The sequence below is a fragment of the Schaalia odontolytica genome (assembly GCF_009730335.1).
Taxonomy (GTDB): Bacteria; Actinomycetota; Actinomycetes; order Actinomycetales; family Actinomycetaceae; genus Pauljensenia; species Pauljensenia dentiphila.
Genome location: NZ_CP046315.1, coordinates 466,051 through 481,736 on the forward strand (window position 1 = coordinate 466,051; position 15,686 = coordinate 481,736).

A 15,686-nucleotide genomic window follows, 5' to 3' on the forward strand; every position below is an offset into this window, starting at 1 on the left:
GTGGCTGCCTCGCGTTCTCAACGCGCGGGTGGGTACGGCCTCGCGTTGTGTTCGAGCGGGCACCCCAGGCGCCGCGGCACCCGTCCTGCCCGCGACCTGCGGAGTTTGTCGCGCTGCGGGCCGCGCGTCCCCCTGTCGATGACGCACGTGTGACACAATCGGAGGGTAACGCTCCGACACGTGAGGAGGCCATGATGGCGACCCAGGCGAGCTCAGACGCGCCCCGAGTACTGGTTGTTGACGACGAGGCGATGCTGGCGGACCTGCTGTCGCAGGCCTTGCGCCACGAGGGCTGGGAGACGGCAACGGCGAAGGACGGCCTGGACGCCCTGGCGAAGGCGACGAGCTTCCACCCGGACGTCGTGATCCTCGACGTGCAGATGCCGCGCATGGATGGTCTGGAGACGCTGGAGCGCCTGCGCGCTCGCGACCCGGAGCTGCCGGTCCTCTTCCTCACTGCCCGCGATGCGGTCGCGGATCGCGTGCAGGGATTGCGCGCGGGCGCGGATGACTACGTGACGAAGCCCTTCGACCTGGACGAAGTGGCGGCCCGCGTGGAGGGGCTGCTGCGCCGGGCGGGGCGCACCCAGCAGGCGGCGTCGACGGTGCTGCAGGTCGCCGATCTGACTCTCGATATGGATTCTCACGACGTTCGCCGTGGCGGGGAAGAAATCACGTTAACGAACACTGAGTTCGAATTGCTCCGGTATCTCATGGAAAACGCTGGAATTGTGCTGTCCAAGCAGAAGATTCTGGACGCCGTGTGGAGCTACGACTTCGGCGGCCAGGTCAACGTCGTTGAGCTGTATATCTCCTACCTGCGTAAGAAGATCGACGCGGATCGCCCGGCCCTCATTCGCACGGTGCGCGGCGCCGGTTACATCATGCGGGAGCCCCAGTGACGCGGCGTCGGTCCCTCGCCGGGCGCCTGTCGCGAGCGTTGGCCGCGTGCGTGGCTCTCGCGCTCATTGTCATGGTGGCCGCGTCCACCCTGGTGATGCGCTCCTGGATGCTCGGGAACATGGACTCCGAGCTGCATCGCCTTGCCCAGCGCGCGGGAGAGCATCTGGATGTTGATGATGCGCCGGACCCGAAAGTGGAGGGGGGCGACGCGGACGCGAGCGCTGACGGCGACGACGGCACACGAACGATGTCCCAGTCTGGCGGCCGTGGGCCACGTCCTGGCGGGCCGGTCATTCCCGGTGGACCCACGGGACCCGGCTTCGGCGGGTCTGGCATTTCCGAGGGCACACTCCAGTATGTGAGCGAGGATGGGGAGGCAGCCGGCGCGGTCATCTCCAACTTCTCGGTGAAGTACCTGGATGAGCGTGCGCTGGCGATCCTTGCCGATGTGCCGACGGATGGCGCCCCGCACACCGTGCGCCTGAAGGGGCTGGGCACGTTCCGAGTGACCTCCCAGGTTGTCGATGGCAAGACTGTTCTCGTGGGCGTGCAGATGGACAGCGTCGACGACGTCATCTTCATGCTTGTTGCGGTTGAGGTGGGCCTGTCCCTCGTCGTCGCTATCGCGGCGGGTTTCGCTGGTCGCGCGTGGGTGCGCCGCGAGCTGCGTCCCCTCGGTGTCGTGCGCGCGGCGGCCGCGGATATCGCGAGCCGCGACCTGGCTGACGATGCCGAGGAGCTGACCCGCGTCGGCGAGGAGGCCACCTCCGGCCCCGTTGAGGTCGCGGACGTTGCGGGGGCCCTGAACTCGATGATCGACGCGGTCGAAGACGGTATGGAACGTCGCGCCCGCAGCGAGGTGAAGCTGCGCCAGTTCGTCGCCGACGCCTCGCACGAGTTGCGCACGCCGCTGGCCTCCGTGCAGGGCTACGCGCAGCTCGCGCGCCGCGACATTGACGACGCCTCACGGACCCAGGCGCTCGAGCGCATCTCCTCGGAGGGGGCGCGGATGGCGTCCCTCGTGGAGGAGATGCTGACGCTGGCCCGCCTGGACGGAGACCGCGCTCTCAAACGGGAGAATGTCGACGTTATCCCGCTGATACTGGACGCTCTGTCAGATGCCCACGTGGTCGCTCCCGACCATGCGTGGGCGCTCGGCGAGGCAGTCGACGTGCAAGTCCTCGGCGACGAGGCTGCACTGCGCCAGATCCTCACGAACCTCCTCGCGAACGCTCGCGTGCACACGCCCGCTGGCACACGCGTGACCGTCTCGCTGACCCGCGTACCCCAGGGGGCGGAACCCGCGAAGGGCGCCCCGGCCTCGTCGATGGTGACCCTGCGCATCGCGGACGACGGTCCCGGCATCCCGGCCGAGATCCGCGACCGCGTCTTCGACCGTTTCGTGCGTGGCGACTCCTCGCGGACGCGCGACGGCCGCGGCTCCTCCGGCCTGGGAATGTCGATCGTCGAGTCGCTCGCCCGTGCGATGGGTGGGGCCGTTCGGCTGGTCGACTCCGAGAAGGGGACCGTCATCGACGTGACATTGCCCGCCGCCTGAGCGCGCCAGCGCGGACGAGGGCTTCGCGCGCTGATCAGGATCGTTGCATTTCCGGGCGTCACGGGCCCGTGTGTCCTGGGTCGCCCCGGCGCGTCCCATGTCACCTGTGCCCACATGCCGGTCGTTCCCGGCGCGATGCCGGGCGGGCCGTAGGATTGTTGTGGTGGCGTGCGCCACTCGAAGGCGTGCGAATCGGCACGTACCGATAGAAATGAGGCTCTAGTGGCACTGATCGTGCAAAAGTACGGCGGTTCTTCCGTCGCCGACACCGAAGCCATGAAGCGCGTCGCCCAGCGCATCGTGGACACGCACAACGCGGGACACCGCGTCGTTGTCGTCGTATCGGCGATGGGTGACACGACCGACGACCTGCTCGACTCCGCCGCAGCCCTCACGGACGCCCCGCCCGAGCGCGAAATGGACATCCTCCTGTCGGCCGGCGAACGCATCTCGATGGCCCTCCTCGCGATGGCCGTCAACGAGCTCGGCGTCGAAGCGCGCGCGTACACCGGCGCGCAGGCCGGCATCCAGACCGACAGTCACTTCGGCGCCGCCCAGATCGTCGGCATGGTGCCCGAGCGCGTCGCCCGCGCCGTCAAGGACGGACAGGTCGCCATCGTCGCCGGTTTCCAGGGCATCTCCAAGGACGACGACGTGACCACGCTGGGCCGAGGAGGCTCCGACACGACCGCCGTCGCCCTCGCAGCCGCCCTCCACGCCGACGTGTGCGAAATCTACACGGACGTCGACGGCCTCTTCTCCGCCGACCCGCGCATCGTCCCCAAGGCCCACCGCCTGCGCACCCTCACCCAGGAAGAAACCCTGGAAATGGCCGCGCACGGCGCCAAGATCCTCCACCTGCGCGCCGTCGAATTCGCGCGCCGCTACGGGGTCCCCCTGCACGTGCGCTCATCGTTCTCCGAAAAGAACGGCACCTGGATCTCCGACTCCCCCGCAAACCCTGAACTCAAGGGCCTCGTGCCCGACGCAGCCCTGAAGTCTCCCGAGGAAAACGCCATGGAAAAGCCCGTCATCTCCGGTATCGCTCACGACCGCTCCCAGGACAAGATCACCGTCACCGACGTGCCGAACAGCCCCGGAGTCGCCGCCCGCGTCTTCGCCGTCGTCGCCGAGGTCGGCGCCAACATCGACATGATCGTCCAGAACCTGCCGATCTCCGACCCCACGAAGGCCAACATCACCTTCACCCTGCCCGAAGGAGATGCGCGCAAGGCCCTCGACGCTCTCGAAGCCCACCACGACGAGATCGGCTTCAACGAGCTGCGCTACAACCCCAACATCGGCAAGCTCAGCCTCGTCGGCGTCGGCATGCGCACCAACCCCGGCGTCTCCGCGCGCCTCTTCAGCGCCCTGTCCGACGCGGGCATCAACATCGACCTGATCTCCACCTCCGAGATCCGCATCTCCGTCGTCACCCGCCTCGACGACCTCGATCGCGCCGTCCAGGCTGTCCATACCGCCTTCGGCCTCGACGCGTCCGAAACCGAGGCCGTCGTCTACGGCGGCACCGGCCGCTGATCGTTCATCGACGAGACCCGGGCCGGTTCCGCTGATCCGCGCGGTTCCGGCGCTCCCGAGAGTGCGCCCCGGCCTCGTCCCCATAGATTTCACCCAGCGTTCGCCCCGTCGTATGGGCGCGCGCACCAACACAAGGAGAACACCATGAGTGGATTCAATGTCGCCGTCGTCGGCGCTACCGGCCAGGTCGGCCGAGTCATGCGCACCCTGCTGGAGGAGCGGGGTTTCCCGGTCGAGACGATTCGATTCTTCTCGTCCGCGCGCTCCGCGGGCCAGACCCTGACCTTCAAGGGCCAGGACATCGTCGTCGAGGACGTCGCGACGGCCGACTACTCCGGCATCGACATTGGCGTGTTCTCCGCGGGCGCCACCGCCTCGCGCGAGTACGCCCCCAAGTTCGCGGCCGCCGGCGCGGTCGTCGTCGACAACTCCTCCGCGTGGCGCAAGGACCCCGAGGTTCCGCTCGTCGTGTCCGAGGTCAACCCCGACGACGTCGACAACCGCCCCAAGGGCATCATCGCGAACCCCAACTGCACCACCATGGCCGCCATGCCCGTCCTCAAGCCCCTCGTCGAGGCGGCCGGCGGCATCAAGCGCCTCTTCGTCTCCTCCTACCAGGCCGTCTCCGGGTCGGGCCGCGCCGGCGTCGCCGAGCTGACCAGCCAGATCGAGGCCGGCGTCAAGCAGGACCTCGCGGGCCTGGCCCTCGACGGCCGCGCTGTCACCCTGCCCGAGCCCGGCGTATACGTTGCGCCCATCGCCTTCGACGTCGTGCCGCTCGCCGGCTCCATCGTCGACGACGGCTCCGAGGAAACCGACGAGGAGCAGAAGCTGCGCAACGAGTCGCGCCGCATCCTGCACGCCCCGGACCTCGCCGTGTCCGGCACCTGCGTGCGCGTCCCCGTCTACACCGGCCACACCCTCACCATCCACGCGGAGTTCGCCGGCGACATCACGCCCGACCAGGCGCGTGCCCTGCTGGCGCAGGCTCCCGGCGTGCGCGTCGTCGACGTCCCGACCCCGCTCGAGGCCGCCGGCCGCGACGAGGTCCTCGTCGGCCGCATCCGTCATGACCAGGCCGTCGACGGCAACCGTGGCCTCGTCCTGGTTGTCTCCGGTGACAACCTGCGCAAGGGCGCTGCCCTGAATGCGGTCCAGGTCGCCGAGGTGGTGGCTGCGCGACTGCGCTAAGTGTTCCACTGACTGTGTGAACGCGCGGCGGCCCGGCGGGCTGCCGCGCGTTTGCGTTGCGTGTTGCGTCGCTGCTGTTCCGGGTGCCGGAGAGCCGGCCGCTGTGTGTGCCGGTGGGCGGCGGCCCGCCCGCGAGCCGTCCGCGCTGCGAGCTTCGCTCGGCGCGTCGGCTCGTTGTCCGGTCAGGCCCCGCCGCCGCCCACCGGCACTGCGGCAGGTCCCTCCGGCGCCCTCCACACCGGCGGCACCTGGCGTGCTGGCGTGTGGCCCGGTGCGCCGTCTCGAAGCCTGGCCTGGTCCTGCCGCCACCGCTGCTGGGCCCTGTCGGAAACATCAAACCCGATAGAGCCAAATCCACCGAGACAATCGACGGAGTCGTCGCCACCATCATGGCCCTCGACCGAGCTAACCGAAACGGCGGACAACACAACGAATCCGTCTACGACTCGCGCGGCATGTTGGTGCTGTAAGCGGGCTAGAGGTCGAGGTGTTCGACCGGGACGGGCTCGGCTTTGCCCTGTAGCTTGGCGACGATCTCGGCATCGAGCTGCGTGCGGAGTTCTTCCCACGTGTCAGCGACGAAGAGTGCGTAGGTGGGCTGCCACCACTCATTGCCGTTCGCGATGCCGGCCCAGGTTTCTTCGTTCAGGTGAGCGCTTGCCTGCCACGCCACCGCGGAGCGCTTGGTGACCGCGATCTTGTCTTTCGGGGTGGCGTAGGCACGGTAGACGGTTTCTCGACCGTCACGCACGTATGCGACGCGACTCAAGCGGCGCCCTTGGAAGGCAACGACAACAGGCTTTCCGTCTCGTTCGATTTCAACACGAACTTCCTCGAATTCAGTGCTGCCTGACATGTCGTACCTCGCTAACTGCTGCTTATTTCTCCGAGGAGCACCCTATGGGCCTGAATACATGGATACGAAACAATGCTACGCACAAGGCCACCGACCAGACCCTGGGTTCATCCTACAGCTTCCTGTTCGGGCCCGCGAGTAGCGGCCGTGCGGTGACCGAGCGCTCCGCTATGCAGATGACCGCGGTGTACTCGTGTGTGTGGATTCTGGCCGAGGCGATCGGGGGCCTGCCGTTGCACGTGTACCGGGTGCGTGCAGATGGTGGGAAAGAGAAAGCCCCCGACCATCCGCTCTACCGGCTCCTGCACGACGAACCCAACCCGGAGATGACGAGCTTCGTGTTCCGGGAAACGCTCATGACCTACCTGCTGCTGTGGGGCAACGCCTACGCCCAGGTCATCCGCAACGGGCGCGGCGAGGTCATTGGCTTGTATCCGCTCATGCCAAACCGCATGGCCGTGGGGCGCGACAGCGCGGGCCGGCTGTATTGCGAGTATCAGCGCACCACAGACGAACCACCCAACGCCCAATACGAGCGAGTGGTCCTGTCATCGTCTGAGGTCCTGCACATCCCAGGCCTCGGCTTCGACGGACTGGTCGGGTACTCACCGATTGCGATGGCGACAAACGCGATCAGCATGGCCCAAGCCTGCGAAGACTACGGGGGCAGCTTCTTCGCCAACGGTGCAGCACCCGGAGGCGTCTTGGAGCCCCCAGGTGTCATCAGTGACCCAGCCAGAGTACGCGAATCATGGACCCAGACTTTCGGTGGGGCAAGGAACGGCAACAAAATCGCTGTCCTGGAAGAGGGCATGAAGTACACGCCCATCTCGGTGGAGGGGTCTGGGTTTTTCGGTCCGTTTGTTGTGAGAGGGTTGTTCTGAGTAGTCCCGGCTGCTTGTTGCCGGGCAGAATGGATGACCATGAGGAAGTTCTCGAAGCACACGCCTGAGTAGATTGTCGTGAAGCTGGAGAAGGCCGAGGCGTTGGGAGGTGAGGGCATGAGTACGGCCCAGGCCTGCCGCGTGCTGGGTATCAGCGAGGCGACGTTGTGTCGGCGGATTCAAACCCGAACTACACCCTCAATTATGAGGAGCCAGAAAACTGGCTCTTCAGAGTTGAGTGTGGGTGAGTGGGTGTTGGTCGGGGGTTGCGGGTTGAGGTCGAGGTCCTTGATGATGAGCGGACTTGTACCCCCGCTGTCTTCAAGGACCTCGGGCGGTGTCTCACCCTACCTGTGGGCTTTGGCTGGTGTTGTTGACTCTTCGTAAAGCGGGTGTGTGTGCCTGCGGAGCGTGGGGTGCCTGGTATGGGATCTCGTCGTCGTTTGACGCCGGGGTATCGTCGTGATGTTGCGACTCTCGAGTTGGATACGGGGTCTGCGATCGCGTCTGTGGCTCGGGATTGAGGGCTGGGTGGAGTCGGTGGTGGGCCGGTGGGTCACACTCGAGCGCGTGCGGCGCCAGGCTGTGCGTGAGGGCCGTCCTGATCCACGCGAGATGGAAGCTGAGATCACTGCTGTGCGTCGGCGGGTGCGCGAGCTGGAGAAGGAGAATGAGTTTGTGGGAAAGCCAGCGCCTTCTTCGCGTCGCATCACCACAACACCAGCGGTTTGAACTGCTGAACTTGCAGAAGGCTTCCTCCTCGATCGCTGTGATGGCTCAGGTTTGAGGGGGCACGCGCGCAGGCTATGACGCGTGGAAATACCGAGCGTCCTACACGGGGTGAGCGTGCGCTGGCGGGCAGGCGTGTGGATGAGGCGGTGGCCTGGGAACACGAGGTGTCGGGTGGCACGTATGGGGCTCCTCGCATCCGCCATGCTCTCATGCGCGGCGGTGTGGATGTGGGTGTGCGGGCGGTTACCACATCGATGCGCCGCCTGGGCCTCACAGGCCTGAACACGCGCCCGCGCCCGGCCAGGCCCCGGCGCGGCCTCATTGATTTCGCACGTAATTTGCCTGCGACTGTTTCAAACTATGAATTCATGTTGTTGGAATTCCAATGTTTCGGTGCTTTGTTGAAAGCTCAGGCAATCGAATTACGTGCGACTATCTGGGGGTCTGGCCCCGCCGCCCCAGTAAGTTCGCATGCAATTCCTTCACGGGTGTTTCATAGTGTGAGGCTTGATTATTGGAATTGCATGCGGAATTGGGGAGGTCTTTTTTCCGTGGTTGAGCTTGTTGCTCAGGGGTATTGCACTACATGCGCGGGCGATGCACTGCTTAGTTGCCAGTGCACTGCTGCGCTATCTGGTGCATTGGTTCTGTATCTAGTGCATCGCTTCGCTGTGGTGAAACTGGTGACGCCTTTGCGACCTTGTGTGAGCGCTGGCTTGAAACCGGTGACGCCTTTGCGCGGGGAAAATGCTGGTTTTCCAGCTGTTGAGGGCTTGCAAAGGTGCTGGCGGTTTCATTGGTGAGCTCGGGGAAGCGAGCAGTGGTGTTGTTGGTTTCAATCTCGCCATGTTTGTACGTCCTGTGCGCGAAGTTTTTCGCGCCAAACGGCGCGTCCAGGTTTTGTAGCTGACGTGCGCCCTTCATGCCGGCAGGGGGTACGACACGAAGCCGTCGCACAGCGTGTCGCCGGTGTGTCGGACCCTCATGTAGTGCAAATCCCCAGCACAGGCATAACAAAACCGCCCGGCGCGCGGCTGGGCGGGGTGGAGCGGGCGACGGGAATCGAACCCGCCTCTGAAGCTTGGGAAGCTTCCATTCTACCGATGAACTACGCCCGCAACTCATCGTCCCGAAGGAATCGACCTGTCGATCATATCGTCACGCCGGATAACAGTGCAACCTGCGTTGCTTGGGCATGGCGTGGGAGTGCTGGGCGGAGGGTGCGATGACGAGTCGTGGTGGCGGCGTCGGGAGGGGTGGGTGCGGCGTCGGGAGGGGGTGGGTGCGGCGTCGCCCGGCACTCAGCCTCTGTCCCATCCGCACGCTACCAGGCCCGATACACTGGGTTCGCCTGACTGATTGGAGTTCCCATGCCTCGTCCCGTGGTGGCGGCCGCGATCGTTGATTCCCTGAGCGACCCCACGATGCTGCTCGCCTGCTCACGCGCCTACCCGCAGGAGCTGCGCGGCCAGTTCGAGCTGCCCGGCGGCAAGATTGAGGAAGGTGAGGACCCAACAGCCGCCCTCACGCGCGAGATCGCCGAGGAGCTTGGCGCCCGCCTGACGATCGGCGAACGCGTGTGCCCCGAGGGCGGTCAGTGGTGGCCGATCCTGGGCGGGCGCATCATGGGCGTATGGCTCGCCGAGGTGGCGGCCGGCTCGCCCGCACCGCGCGCGAGTGCGTCGCACCTTGAGGCCAGGTGGGTGCCCCTCGCGGACCTCGCTGCGCTTCCGTGGATCGTCGCCGACCTGCCGATTGTCGAGGCCGTGGTCGCCCGCTGCGCTCGCTGACAGTGCGGCGTTGCGCTTGGGGTGTGGGACCCGGCAACGGGTGTACGTGCGCGTCGTGAGCAGTGTCGTTGCGTGAACATGCAGTTCACTCCGCACGCTCTCCCATTTGACGACACATAGGGGCAAGATGTCAGAATAAGCGCATGCCGAAGATTATTGGCGAGTCCCTCGCCTCTCACCGCGAGCTGACTCGCACGCGCCTGTTTGAGGCGCTCGGGTCGTTGATGGCCGAGCAGGCCTTCGAGTCGATCACCATGAGTCAGATCGCTGAGCGTGCGGGCGTTGGTCGCACGGCCGTCTATAACCATTTTGCGGACAAGGAAGTGCTCCTGCTGGCCTACATGCGGCAGGTGACCGAAGAGTTCGCGCGGGTGCTGACGGAACGTCTCGACTCTGAGCCGGATCCGCTCATGCGTCTGCGCCTCTACATCCGCGCGCACCTGCAGATGATTAGCCGCTACCACGTCAAGGCCGGGACGGGCCTGCGTCGTCAGATGTCGGGCCAGGGCGCCTCGCATCTGCATGATCACGCGGGGATCGTCGGAGAGCTCCTCATTGGGATCCTCGACGAGGCCATGGAGCGCGGGCTGATCGTCGAGCAGAACACACTGGGCGCGGTGCACCTGATTCATGCGACGCTGCAGGGGCAGCGTCTGCCTCAGGATCCGGCGCATCGTGAGTCTGCACTATTGTTGGTTGAGACCTTCATCTTGCGAGGCCTGGGCGCTTCAGAGGAGAATGTGCATCAGGTCACCGCTTCCTCTCTCGTTTTGGGGGAATAGAGGACGCGTCGCGCCCGTTGAATCGTATAGTTCACTCAGGGGCTTTTGCCCCGACCAACAGACCGGTGACAGTGCCGGCGATAATAGGAGAAACATGGCTACCGTTACCCTCACACAGGAGAACTTCGAGCAGACCGTTTCCGCCGGCGGTATCGTCCTGGTGGATTTCTGGGCGACTTGGTGCGGCCCGTGCCGTCAGTTCGGCCCCATCTTCGAAGAGGCCTCCGAGAAGTACCCGGACATCGTGTTCGGCAAGGTCGATACGGATGATCAGCAGCAGATGGCGATGGCCGCTCAGATCACCTCGATCCCGACCCTGATGGTCTTCCGCGACGGCATCGTCGTGTTCCGTCAGTCTGGCGCTCTGCCGCTGTCCGCGCTCGAGGACCTGATTTCCCAGGTGCAGAACCTCGACATGGATGAGGTTCGCAAGCAGATCGCCGAGATTGAGGCTGAAGAATCTGCCGAGTGATGAGCTCGTGAAAAGGCCCCGAGGCGCGTTGCTTCGGGGCCTTTTCGTTTGTGGTAGCGGTTCATTCGCTTGGGAGATGCGCCGGTCGGCGGGTGATCAGTTCGTAGTCGGCGTGGTCTCCCACCATGAACGAGTAGTCGCCGACGATCTCAAATCCGTGGCGCGCGTAGAAGCGTTGTGCCCCGTAGTTTTCGCTCCACACGCCGATCCACAGGGTGCGCGGACCGTCGCGTTCGAGCCACTCAAGCGCTGTGGTGAGCAGAGCTGTCCCGCGGCCGCCGCCCTGGTGTCCCTGCAGGATGTAGAGGCGCTGAATTTCCCCGTCGCCGGGCGCGACCTCGGGGTGGGGTAGGTGCGCGGGGCATGCGGTCACGTAGCCGATCGGGGCTTGGGGCGCCGACGAGGCCGGGGCTTCGTCGCTCGGATCGTCGAAGAGGAGCCACGTCGCCCGGTGTGGGTCCTCGAGTTCGGCGCGCAGGACGGTGGGGGAGTAGGCCTCGTCGAGGAAGGCCTCCAGGTCACCGGGATCGTAGAGGTGCCCGAAGGTCTGCGTGAAGCAGGTGCGCGAGAGGGTGGAGAGTGCCTCGGCGTCTGCGGGGGTGGCGCGGCGGATCATGGCTGCCTTTCGTCGGTTTGTTACCCATCGTAGGGGCGAGGGGGCGCGGCGCCCAGCCGGCGGGACAGAACCTGAGAAAACCCTGAAAGGACGGGGGTAGCGTTGCTGCATGAATGAGGCGCACCTTACAATCGAGTGACGCCGTTCATCAAAGGAGACGCACGTGGCACACAAGACCCGCACCGCCCAGGTGCTCGACATTGTCAAGGTTCTCGCGTGGGTAGTCATCGCGGTGGCCTTGGTGAAGTTCGCGTTCTTCCCCGCCGTTCAAGAGGATGAGGGCAGCGACGGGATGGACCCGGGCGGTAACTTCGGGCAGATGACGATCGAGGTGGGCCGCGCGGACATCACGAATACAGTGAGCGTGACGGGGACGATCCAGGCCGATGAGCCGGTAGTGGCGCGCGCGACCTTGGACGGCAACGTCGTGCGCACATTCGTCAACGACGGCGACAAGATTGCCAAGGGTGACGCCATCGTCCAGATCCGCAAGGACTTCCCCGGCGAGACCCGCCAGGTCACCGACGAGGAAGGCAACGTGAGCGTCGAGACCGCGGAGCCGACCTACAAGTTCGAGACCGTCGTGTCCCCCGGTGACGGCACGGTGTCGACGGGCGTGCTGGTCGGCCAGCAGTTCGCGATCGGCGACACGGTCGCGACTGTCGCCCCCGCGACCTTCTCTGCGGTCGCCTCCCTGAGCGCGGACCAGATGTACCGCCTCCAGGATGCCCCGTCGACCGCGACCGTCACCATTAAGAACGGCCCCGCACCCTTCGAGTGCACGGGTGTCAAGCTGGTGAGCCCGACCGGCAAGGCGCAGGACCCGAAGTCGAACGCTGGGTCCGATAACGGGGCCTCGTCCTCGACGGACCTGAAGGCTCGCTGCGCGATCCCTTCCGATCAGACGGTGTTCGCTGGCCTGCAGGTGACCCTCGAGATGACGGCCGGCTCGGCGACGGGCGTCCTCGCGGTGCCGATCTCCGCGGTCGAGGGACGCTACCAGTCCGGCACCGTCTACCTGCCGACCTCCGACCCCTCCAAGCCTGAAAAGCGTGCGGTGACCCTGGGGATCACGGACGGAAAGATGGTCGAGGTGAAGGAAGGGCTCACGGAGGGCGAGGAGATCCTTGAGTTCACCCCGACCTCGAACAAGGACAACCAGGACGGTCAGACCGGCCCCTATGGCGGCATGGACTCCGGCATGGCCGGGGGCTCGGGCGACTCGGCGGGCACGCAATGAGTCTCGTGTGCCTGCGGGATGTCATCCGCACGGTGACCCTGCCTGACGGGGACGACTTGCACATTCTGCGCGGCGTCAACCTGGACGTCGCCCAGGGCGAGCACGTCTCCATCGTGGGCCGCTCGGGCACGGGCAAGTCCACGATGCTCAACATCATCGGTCTCCTGGACGCCCCCACTTCGGGCACGTACGAGCTGGACGGCGTGGACACGACGCGCCTGGGGGAGGGGCGCCGCGCGCGGATGCGCGGAGAAGATTTCGGCTTCGTGTTCCAGCAGTTCAACATCTTTTCGGCGCGCACGGCCGCCGAAAACGTCGAGGTTCCCCTCCTGTACGCACCCGGCCCGCAGCTGCTGCGTCGGCGTTCGATCGCCGTCGACATGCTCGAGCGCGTGGGCCTGGGTGAGCGCGCAGACTCCTACCCGGGAGAGATGAGTGGCGGCGAGCAGCAGCGCATCGCGATCGCGCGCGCCCTCGTGCGCCGCCCGCGCGTCATCCTCGCCGACGAGCCGACGGGTGCCCTCGACCCGGACACAGGCGGCGTCGTCATGGCCCTCCTCGAGGAGGTCGCCCGCGAGTCCAACGCTGCCCTCATCGTTATCACGCACGACATGGCCGTGGCAGTGCGGGCGCAGCGCGCCTACGAGCTCTACGACGGCACGCTGCACGAGGTCGAGGATCCCTCCGCGCTCACCCAACGCGCGGAGGCCGGGCACTCGGGTGACGAGGCTGTGGCTGGGCAGGAGGGTGAGCAGTGAACGCTGTCAGTCAGATCCTGGGCGCTCTCATCGAGGCCTGGGGCGAGGTCAAAGTACAGAAGGCGCGCGTCGTCCTCTCCCTCGTAGGCGTGGTCGCGGCTGTGGCCGCCATGACGATCGTTATCGCGCTCGGTGACCTGCTCCTGCAGTCCTCGCGCGAATTGGCGGAACTGTACGAGGGTCGCTCCGTTACCCTGCGCCTAACCCCCGAAAGCTCCTCGGCCTCCTTGGAGGGGCCGTCAGCGAACGGCTCGTACCAGGACGCCTCTGATCCCGCCGCGGCCACTGGCGCGCAGACCGCGAAGCGTCCCGACGAGAAGGACACGCTCGGTGAGGCCATGGGCACCCTGGCCGAGCGCGCGGACATTCACTACTGGTCGCGTTTTTCCAGTGGTGGTGGGGATATCGTCGAGACTCGACAGGCCCGCTCCAGCGGACAATTCCGCGGCTATCCCCTGACGAAGATCGGCGACATGGTTGACGGCGTCGCGTTCCAGGGCGTGGACCCCTCCTATGCGGTCATCTACCGCACCCGCATGCTTGCGGGACGCTGGGTCGAGAGCAGTGATGCCGACCAGCGCCTGATTCCTGTCGTCATTTCGCAGACTCTCTGGGATCAGCTGGGGCGCGCCCCTATCGATCAGGTGCCGATCGTCCTGCATACGAGCGACGGCATCGCGATGCGCGTCGTCGGTGTCACCAAGTCGAAGAGCTCCTTCGACATGCCGACCGTGTTCGCGCATTACGACGCGGCGCGCGTCTCCTTCCCGCAGATGAACTCCCCTGCCATGATTGCGTGGGTGGGCACCGAGAATGCCGACCAGGCTCGCGAGACCCTGCCGCGCGCCCTGGCCTCGATCCTCGGCGAGGGGTGGAAGGTCTCCATCTCCGGCGGTGAGCATGAGGATATCGGCGAGGAACAGCTCGGCACGATCTCCAACGTCATCATGGTGATCGGCGGCATCATTGTGTTCCTGGGTGCCCTGGGCCTGCTCAACGTCGCGATCGTGACCGTGCGCCAGCGTGTGCGCGAGATCGGCATCCGCCGCGCCGTCGGTGCCTCCGCGGCGCGTGTCTTCTTCGCCGTCTTCATGGAGTCGGTCGTCGCCACCTTCGTCGCGGGCGTCATTGGCGTGGGTATCGCGGTCGTCGTCGTCCGATTCCTGCCCCTGGAGGCGCTCGGCATCACCCTGAGCGACACCCCGGCCTTCCCCGCCGGCGCCGCCATCGCCGGCGTCGCCATCTCCACGAGCATCGGCGCCCTGTGCGGCATCATCCCGGCACTCGCGGCCGTGCGCATCAAGCCGATCGACGCGATCCGCTACTGATTCACTGACGAGGTCGTGGGTGCCTCCCGGGTCCGCGCGCGGTGGGCATGGGGTGCCCCGGCCCCGTCCTATGAGTGTTAGCGGGGGAGCGTGACGCGCTTGGTGTCCTCGTTGTAGACGATCATGCCTTCCTTCAGGAGTGCCCGGTAGACGCGGGTGGGCTGGTAGCGGTCGCCCCCATCGATGTGGGCGGCGTCGAGGACTTTGCGTTTGGTGAGGCCGTCGGTGCCCTCGAAGTGGGCGGTGCGCAGTGCCTTCATGATGCGTCCGCGCGCCTGGCGGTCGGTGCCCGCGTAGGGCTGGGGCGTGGGACGCTTCTCGTCCTTGGGGAATCCGGCGGCGGCCCACGCGCAGTTGTCGTGGATCGTGCATTCGTCGCAGGAGGGACTGAGCTGCGAGCAGACCAGGGCCCCGAATTCCATGAGAGACAAACTGACCTCGGCCGCTTTGTGCCCATCTTCGGGCAACATTGCGTCGGCCCGCATCGTTTCCGCTTTCGAGGGCGTGGTATGGGGAGGAAACTCCCGGCCGTCCAGAAATCTGACCAGCACGCGACGCACGTTCGTGTCTAGGACCGGCACTCGGATTCCGTGGCGGAAAGCGAGCAGCGCGGATGCGGTGTAGGTGCCGACGCCCGGCAGGAGCGTCAGCTCCTTGAGGGAGAGGGGGACCTCGCCGCCGTGCTTCTCAACGATCGCGGCTGCGCAGGCCTTGAGACGCAGGGCGCGGGAAGGGTATCCGAGGTTTGCCCAGGCAACGATGATGTCGGCGGAGGAAGCGGCCGCCACGTCCGCCGGCGTGGGCCAGCGTTCCATCCATTCGAGCCAGATCGGCTGGACGCGCGCGATGGGTGTCTGCTGGCTCATGATCTCAAAGACGAGGGTCCCCCAGTCAGAGACGTCGGCTGCGCGCATTGGTAGGTCGCGCTTGTGCGTCGCGAACCAATGGGGCAGGTCGCAGTGGAGTGCTCGTGTGGCCTCCGCCGATGGATTTATGAACACTCAGTCAGTCTATGGAACAAAACTTCATCGTGATGA

14 protein-coding genes, 1 tRNA gene and 2 pseudogenes are annotated in these 15,686 nt (G+C 65.9%); 12 read left to right on the forward strand and 5 right to left on the reverse strand.

Going from position 1 to position 15,686, the window contains the following annotated elements:
* The first annotated feature begins 191 nt into the window (after window positions 1-191).
* The 5 genes and pseudogenes from FOC40_RS02035 to FOC40_RS10815 form a co-directional block, all read left to right on the forward strand.
* Window positions 192-902 carry a response regulator transcription factor gene (locus FOC40_RS02035; RefSeq protein WP_004565633.1) on the forward strand — a complete coding sequence of 237 codons (711 nt, stop codon included), beginning with the start codon at window positions 192-194 and terminating at the stop codon, window positions 900-902.
* Window positions 899-2,461: a sensor histidine kinase gene (locus tag FOC40_RS02040; protein WP_039929666.1), complete on the forward strand. Its 1,563-nt coding sequence runs from the start codon at window positions 899-901 to the stop codon at window positions 2,459-2,461. Before FOC40_RS02035 ends, FOC40_RS02040 begins: the two co-directional genes overlap by 4 nt.
* A 222-nt stretch (window positions 2,462-2,683) precedes the next feature.
* Complete coding sequence (locus tag FOC40_RS02045; protein ID WP_004565631.1) at window positions 2,684-4,000, forward strand: aspartate kinase; 1,317 nt, start codon at window positions 2,684-2,686, stop codon at window positions 3,998-4,000.
* 144 nt (window positions 4,001-4,144) lie between these two features.
* On the forward strand, window positions 4,145-5,191 hold the full coding sequence (locus FOC40_RS02050) for an aspartate-semialdehyde dehydrogenase (protein WP_004565630.1): 1,047 nt from the start codon (window positions 4,145-4,147) through the stop codon (window positions 5,189-5,191).
* Window positions 5,192-5,511: 320 nt separating this feature from the next.
* Window positions 5,512-5,661: pseudogene (locus FOC40_RS10815) on the forward strand (terminase); the annotation flags it as partial.
* A gap of 5 nt (window positions 5,662-5,666) precedes the next feature.
* On the opposite strand, the gene FOC40_RS02060 reads toward FOC40_RS10815, so the two are convergent.
* Window positions 5,667-6,047 (reverse strand): EXLDI protein, encoded by a 381-nt coding sequence (locus FOC40_RS02060; protein ID WP_004565628.1) that lies wholly within the window; start codon window positions 6,045-6,047, stop codon window positions 5,667-5,669.
* Window positions 6,048-6,091: 44 nt separating this feature from the next.
* On the opposite strand from FOC40_RS02060, the pseudogene FOC40_RS02065 reads away from it, so the two are divergent.
* Window positions 6,092-6,883: pseudogene (locus tag FOC40_RS02065) on the forward strand (phage portal protein); the annotation flags it as partial.
* A gap of 1,386 nt (window positions 6,884-8,269) precedes the next feature.
* Here FOC40_RS02065 and FOC40_RS02075 read toward each other — a convergent pair.
* Window positions 8,270-8,587 carry a hypothetical protein gene (locus tag FOC40_RS02075; RefSeq protein ID WP_131240572.1) on the reverse strand — a complete coding sequence of 106 codons (318 nt, stop codon included), beginning with the start codon at window positions 8,585-8,587 and terminating at the stop codon, window positions 8,270-8,272.
* Window positions 8,588-8,707: 120 nt separating this feature from the next.
* A tRNA-Gly gene (locus FOC40_RS02080) sits at window positions 8,708-8,781 on the reverse strand.
* A gap of 252 nt (window positions 8,782-9,033) precedes the next feature.
* Between FOC40_RS02080 and FOC40_RS02085 the strand changes: the two genes are divergently transcribed.
* The 3 genes from FOC40_RS02085 (at window position 9,034) to trxA (ending at window position 10,707) form a co-directional block, all read left to right on the forward strand.
* Window positions 9,034-9,453, forward strand: a complete 420-nt coding sequence (locus FOC40_RS02085) for a (deoxy)nucleoside triphosphate pyrophosphohydrolase (RefSeq protein ID WP_004565623.1) — start codon at window positions 9,034-9,036, stop codon at window positions 9,451-9,453.
* A gap of 143 nt (window positions 9,454-9,596) precedes the next feature.
* Window positions 9,597-10,235 (forward strand): TetR/AcrR family transcriptional regulator, encoded by a 639-nt coding sequence (locus FOC40_RS02090; RefSeq protein ID WP_004565622.1) that lies wholly within the window; start codon window positions 9,597-9,599, stop codon window positions 10,233-10,235.
* Between the two features lie 94 nt (window positions 10,236-10,329).
* Window positions 10,330-10,707 (forward strand): thioredoxin, encoded by a 378-nt coding sequence (gene trxA / locus FOC40_RS02095; protein ID WP_004565621.1) that lies wholly within the window; start codon window positions 10,330-10,332, stop codon window positions 10,705-10,707.
* Window positions 10,708-10,768: 61 nt separating this feature from the next.
* On the opposite strand, the gene FOC40_RS02100 is transcribed toward trxA, so the two are convergent.
* Window positions 10,769-11,323 (reverse strand): GNAT family N-acetyltransferase, encoded by a 555-nt coding sequence (locus tag FOC40_RS02100; RefSeq protein WP_004565620.1) that lies wholly within the window; start codon window positions 11,321-11,323, stop codon window positions 10,769-10,771.
* A gap of 163 nt (window positions 11,324-11,486) precedes the next feature.
* Here FOC40_RS02100 and FOC40_RS02105 point away from each other — a divergent pair, with 163 nt between their 5' ends.
* Genes FOC40_RS02105 through FOC40_RS02115 form a run of 3 tightly spaced genes read left to right on the forward strand, consistent with a single transcriptional unit; the run spans window position 11,487 to window position 14,649 of the window.
* On the forward strand, window positions 11,487-12,563 hold the full coding sequence (locus FOC40_RS02105) for an efflux RND transporter periplasmic adaptor subunit (protein ID WP_004565619.1): 1,077 nt from the start codon (window positions 11,487-11,489) through the stop codon (window positions 12,561-12,563).
* On the forward strand, window positions 12,560-13,321 hold the full coding sequence (locus FOC40_RS02110) for an ABC transporter ATP-binding protein (protein WP_004565618.1): 762 nt from the start codon (window positions 12,560-12,562) through the stop codon (window positions 13,319-13,321). The genes FOC40_RS02105 and FOC40_RS02110 overlap by 4 nt, the downstream gene beginning before the upstream one ends.
* Window positions 13,318-14,649: an ABC transporter permease gene (locus FOC40_RS02115; protein WP_004565617.1), complete on the forward strand. Its 1,332-nt coding sequence runs from the start codon at window positions 13,318-13,320 to the stop codon at window positions 14,647-14,649. Before FOC40_RS02110 ends, FOC40_RS02115 begins: the two co-directional genes overlap by 4 nt.
* Before the next feature lie 77 nt (window positions 14,650-14,726).
* Here the strand turns inward: FOC40_RS02115 and FOC40_RS02120 are convergent, their stop codons facing one another.
* Window positions 14,727-15,563, reverse strand: coding sequence for an A/G-specific adenine glycosylase (locus FOC40_RS02120; RefSeq protein WP_004565616.1), 837 nt, complete (start codon window positions 15,561-15,563; stop codon window positions 14,727-14,729).
* Between the last annotated feature and the right edge of the window lie 123 nt (window positions 15,564-15,686).

Coding starts and splice junctions, on each gene's coding strand:
- FOC40_RS02035 (WP_004565633.1), top strand. CDS start 192: ATGATGGCGACCCAGGCGAGCTCAGACGCGCCCCGAGTACTGGTTGTT.
- FOC40_RS02050 (WP_004565630.1), top strand. CDS start 4,145: ATGAGTGGATTCAATGTCGCCGTCGTCGGCGCTACCGGCCAGGTCGGC.
- FOC40_RS02060 (WP_004565628.1), bottom strand. CDS start 6,047: ATGTCAGGCAGCACTGAATTCGAGGAAGTTCGTGTTGAAATCGAACGA.
- FOC40_RS02075 (WP_131240572.1), bottom strand. CDS start 8,587: ATGAAGGGCGCACGTCAGCTACAAAACCTGGACGCGCCGTTTGGCGCG.
- FOC40_RS02085 (WP_004565623.1), top strand. CDS start 9,034: ATGCCTCGTCCCGTGGTGGCGGCCGCGATCGTTGATTCCCTGAGCGAC.
- FOC40_RS02090 (WP_004565622.1), top strand. CDS start 9,597: ATGCCGAAGATTATTGGCGAGTCCCTCGCCTCTCACCGCGAGCTGACT.
- trxA (WP_004565621.1), top strand. CDS start 10,330: ATGGCTACCGTTACCCTCACACAGGAGAACTTCGAGCAGACCGTTTCC.
- FOC40_RS02100 (WP_004565620.1), bottom strand. CDS start 11,323: ATGATCCGCCGCGCCACCCCCGCAGACGCCGAGGCACTCTCCACCCTC.
- FOC40_RS02110 (WP_004565618.1), top strand. CDS start 12,560: ATGAGTCTCGTGTGCCTGCGGGATGTCATCCGCACGGTGACCCTGCCT.
- FOC40_RS02120 (WP_004565616.1), bottom strand. CDS start 15,563: ATGCGCGCAGCCGACGTCTCTGACTGGGGGACCCTCGTCTTTGAGATC.